The sequence below is a fragment of the Variovorax sp. P4_D9 genome (assembly GCF_056401695.1).
On record NZ_JBFUIU010000689.1, the window covers coordinates 1 to 4,667 of the forward strand.

The 4,667-nt window shown below is 70.0% G+C and carries 4 protein-coding genes; 1 reads left to right on the forward strand and 3 read right to left on the reverse strand.

The window, feature by feature from the left end; genetic code table 11:
• Positions 1-26: 26 nt before the first annotated feature.
• Entirely contained in the window at positions 27-455 is a 429-nt protein-coding gene (locus AC1DY5_RS42680) for a hypothetical protein (RefSeq protein ID WP_478120469.1), read from the reverse strand.
• Positions 456-924: 469 nt separating this feature from the next.
• On the opposite strand from AC1DY5_RS42680, the gene AC1DY5_RS42685 reads away from it, so the two are divergent.
• Positions 925-1,458, forward strand: a complete 534-nt coding sequence (locus AC1DY5_RS42685) for a hypothetical protein (protein ID WP_478120470.1) — start codon at positions 925-927, stop codon at positions 1,456-1,458.
• Positions 1,459-1,531: 73 nt separating this feature from the next.
• Here AC1DY5_RS42685 and kdpE read toward each other — a convergent pair whose 3' ends face one another.
• A complete protein-coding gene (kdpE, locus tag AC1DY5_RS42690) occupies positions 1,532-2,224 on the reverse strand; it encodes a two-component system response regulator KdpE (protein WP_478120471.1) in 693 nt (230 codons plus the stop codon).
• A gap of 7 nt (positions 2,225-2,231) precedes the next feature.
• A partial coding sequence (locus AC1DY5_RS42695) for a DUF4118 domain-containing protein (protein WP_478120472.1) occupies positions 2,232-4,667 on the reverse strand: 2,436 nt, incomplete at its 5' end.

Below are 4,667 nucleotides of genomic sequence, written 5' to 3' on the forward strand. Positions count from 1 at the left end.
CCCCTACGCCAACCTGTGCCAGCGCTTCACCGTGCCGCAGAGCCGACGTCGTGGCGGACCCATTCCTCGAACACCTCGATCAGGAACTGCCCGTATTGCAGGGAGCCTACGGTGCCGTCCGTGACACGGTCGCCGGTCTGGGTGTAGAGCAGCCGCGGCATGCCGGGACGCGCCTTCCAGCCCTGGTTGGMGATCTGGATCGTCTGCTCGGTGGCGCGCTCGACGATCGGGATGTGCCAGGCCACCGTGACGGTGGGCGTGCTGTGCGACTCGAGCATCTGGCGGATGTAGATCTCGAGCGTCTGCTCGGACATCCGGTGCTTGTCGTTCGGGTACAGCGCCTCCTTCGAAAGGAAGAAGCAGTAGGCGCAGTCGATGTTCCAGGTCGAACCACTCGGCTTGGCGAGCAGGTGGAAGCCCGATGGCGCCTGAGGCGCGGTTGCGAGTTCGCTCATGGGCCGCTTCGCTCCTGCTTGGCCATCGCCGCGCGTGCGGCCTTTCGGGGGGGCAAGGCTGTTTTCATGCGTGCACTTCAGATCGCATCGGGATCTAAACCTCATCGAGCATTGCGCGCCTCGCAGGGCCATTGCGCTGGATCAATTTCCGACGATGCCGCGACGCCTCGCCGTCCTAATCGCCAGGCGATAGTGCGGTATATCATAAGGAAGCCCCATGCCGTGCAACCGGTGTCCTGTTTCGCTGCGAACCGCTACAAGCCGCCGTTCCCGCTGACCGGGAAGCTCAACAAGTTGACGATCAAGGTCGACCGGCCGACACTGTCGCCGGCAGACATCCAGAAGCTGGAGAGTGCGCAGGCGACGGCGGTGGATGGCAAGCCATTGAATCGCGTGCAGCCGGGGCCGCATCGAGCGGCCGGCGGCGGCGGGATTCTCGCCCACGACCTGCCTACCGGGAGGCTCACTCATGACGAACCGCCGCACCTTCGTTCGCTCCGCGAGCCTGCTCGCCTCCGGGTCCGCGCTCGAGTCCGCATGGCCGCAGACCGCCGATGCGCCTGCGAAGCAGGCCGACTTCCTGTTCGTGCAGACCGCGAACAGCATGAACTACGACAAGACGACCGGCAAGCTGACGCTGCAGGGCGTGAGCCCGGTCACGGTGTTCTTCTCCGACCGTCCCGAACGCATCGCCGGCAACATGAGGACCGCCGGCTTCGTTCCGTTCTGGAGCGAAGGCAAGCAGAGCTTTCTTTCCGATCCGCCCAATGCCGACATCTCCCTGTTCGACGGCAAGTCGCTGCGGCAGGTGGTGGCGGTGCTGCAGTCGCCGGTGCTGAAAGGCAACGCGCTGTCCTATACGGTCAAGGTCCTGCAGGGCAACATGCCCGCCAAGGGTGGCGAAGTGTCGGTCTTCATCGATGTTATCGGCATGCCGCTGACGCCGGTGTCTTTTGCCGGCGCCGCGCGCCGGGGCTATCGGCGAGCGGTCATCTACCGCTAGCCAGCATCCGGCGCGATTGTGAGCTGGATTCGGGTGGCCGCGGCCGTGGTGCCCAACGCCACTTCTCCTCTTCTCAAACAACCAGCCGGTAGCCCACAGCGATTTCGGTGATCAGGTGCCGCGGCTGCGCCGGGTCGCGCTCGAGCTTCTGCCGCAGGTGCCCCATGTAGATGCGCAGGTAGTGGCTCTGCTCGCCGTGCGACGGGCCCCAGACCTCGCGCAGCAACTGGCGCTGGGTCAGCACCCTGCCGGCATTGGCCGCCAGCACTGACAGCAGCCGGTACTCGGTCGGCGTCAGGTGCACCTCGACGCCGGCGCGGCGCACCAGGCGCGCGCTGCGATCGATCTCGATCTCGCCGAAGCGGAACACCGCCTCGGCTTCGTCGCCGCCGGCGGCGTTGCGCGGCCGGCGAAGGTTGGCGCGCACCCGGGCCAGCAGTTCGCCGGTGCCGAAGGGCTTGGTCAGGTARTCGTCGGCMCCGGCSTCCAGCGCGGCGATCTTGTCGGCCTCGTCGATGCGCGCCGACAGCACGATGATCGGCACCGGCGACCAGCCGCGCACGTCCCGAATCAGCGACACGCCATCGCCATCGGGCAGGCCGAGGTCGAGCACCAACAGGTCCGGCTGGCGGGTACCTGCCGCCGCGAGCCCATCGCGCAGGGTGCCGGCCTCGTGCACCTGCCAGCCCTCGGCTTCGAGCGCACCACGCACGAAACGGCGGATCTGCGGCTCGTCTTCGATCACGATGGCGACGGGTGCGGGCATGGCGGGTTCAGGGGCTGGGTTCGATCGATTCGACGGACTCCGGCGGTGGTCGCCGCGGCAGCGTCACCGTGAATTCTGCCCCACCGCCCGGCGCATTGGCCGCCGCGATCTCGCCGCCATGGGCATCGACCACCGCCTTGCAGATCGCCAGCCCGAGCCCGACGCCCGGCGTCGCCGACTCGGCCTGGCCCCGCGTGAACTTGTCGAACAAGGTCCGTTCGCGCCCCAGCAGCCCACCCGGCAGGCCGGGTCCGTGGTCCCGGACCCGCAGCACCAGCGCGCGTTCTTCGGCCTGCGCGCCGACCTCGATCGGCGCGGCGCCGTACTTGGCGGCATTCTCGAGCAGGTTGACCAGCACCCGTTCGATCAGCACCGCGTCGAACTCCACCAGGGGCAGGTCGGCCGGCAGCGCGGTCTGCACCGCCATTTCGCCGAGTGCCGGGCGTGCCGCCCGAATGGCCGAGCCGACCACTTCCTCCACCGATTGCCAGTCGCGGCGAAGGTTCACCGCGCCGCCGGCAATGCCACTCTCGAGCCGCGCCATGTCCAGCAGGTTGCTGACCAGCGCGTGCAACTGGTGCGCCTGGGCGACGATCGCGCGCGCCGCGGCACGTTGCGCATCGCCGCCCTCGGGCAGCGTCTGCAGCGATTCGGCGAGCGCGATCAGCGCCGTCAGCGGCGTGCGCACATCGTGCGAGATTGCGCCCAGCAGCGCATTGCGAAGGCGTTCGGATTCCATCTCGACCACCGCCTGCTGCGCCACCTCGACGTAGTGCACCCGCTCCAGCGCGATGGCGATCTGCCGCGCCAGCGTGTCGAGCTGCTGCGCCTGCTCGGGGATCAGCAGCCAGCGCGCCTGCGCGGGCTCCAGCGCCAGCACGCCGCGCACGCGCATCGGCGCCTGCAGCGGCACGTAGTGCCAGGGCTGCGCGGCCAGCGTGGCGGTACTGAGCCCGGCCGGCTGCCCGTGGCGAAAGCTCCAGTCGGCCACGCTCGGATCGAAGCCCGGGGGCGCCGGCCGGGGCATCAGCAGCCGGTCGTTGGCATCGGTCACCAGCACCACCGCCTTGCCGCCGAAATGGCCCTGCACCGCCGCCGCGCCCAGGGCGACCACCTGCGAGCTCTCGAGCGCCGCCGACAGCTCGCGTGTCAGTTCGAACAGCGAGCGGGCGCGGCGCTCGCGGCTGCTCGACACGCCCGCCGCGAAGCGCAGCCCCGCGGTGAGCTGCCCCACCAGCAAGCCGACGCCGAGCATGACGGCGAAGGTGACCAGATACTGGACGTCGCTGACCGCCAGCGACAGTCGCGGCGAGACGAAGAAGAAGTCGAAGGCCGCCACGTTGAGCAGGGCCGAGAAAGCGGCCGGCCCGCGGCCGAAGCGCATCGCCACGCCGACCACGCCGAGCAGGAACAGCATCACGATGTTGGTCAGTTCCAGCACGCCCGCCAGCGGCGTCGCCACCAAGGTGATGGCGAAGGCGACCGCCGCCGCCCAGGCGTAGCTGGGCCAGCGTGCCGGCGGCGCGTCGGCCTTGTCGGACGACTCGCCATCGCCTCGCGCAGCCGGGGTCCGGAGATCGGCCAGGCGGCGCGAACTATCGGCGCGCGCGACCTCGACGATGTCGATCGTCGGGGCATAGCGCGCCAGTTCGCGCACCAGCGTGGGCGACGGCCACCAGCGGTCCCAGCCCCGGGCCGGCTCGGCCCGGCCGACCACCAGCGTGGCGCAATTGAGCTGCTGCGCCTGGGCCGCCAGGGCCTCGGCGACGTCGACGCCGGTCAGCACCGCGGTCTGCGCCCCCAGCTGCTCGGCCAGCTTCAGCACCGCGAGGATGCGGTCGCGCTGCCCGGCGGCCAGCCGTTGCAGCCGCGGCGTCTCGACGTAGGCGGCGTGCCAGCGCACATTGAGCTGACCGGCCAGCCGTGCCGCCGTGCGCACCGTCTGCCCCGCGCCTTCGTGCGGGCCGACACACGCCAGCATTGCGCCCGAGGTGTTCCAGGCCGGGGGCCCCGCATCGCCCTGCGGACCCGACTGCTCGACCCGCCAGCCGCGCACGTCGTCCTCCACGTGCTCGGCGGTGCGCCGCAGCGCGATCTCGCGCAGCGCGATCAGGTTGCCCTTGCGGAAGAAGTTCTGCGCCGCCCGCTCGGCCTGCTGCGGCAGGTAGACCTTGCCGGCCGCCAGCCGCGCCATCAGCTCGTCGGACGTCACATCGACCAGCACTACCTCGTCGGCCTCGTCGAGCACCGTGTCGGGCACGGTCTCGTGCACCCGGACGCCGGTGATCGCACCGACCGTGCCGTTGAGGCTCTCGAGATGCTGCACGTTGAGCGCCGACCAGACCTCGATGCCGGCGGCCAGCAACTCCTGCACATCCTGCCAGCGCTTGGCATGGCGCGAGCCCGGTGCGTTGGAGTGCGCCAGTTCGTCGACCAGCAGCAC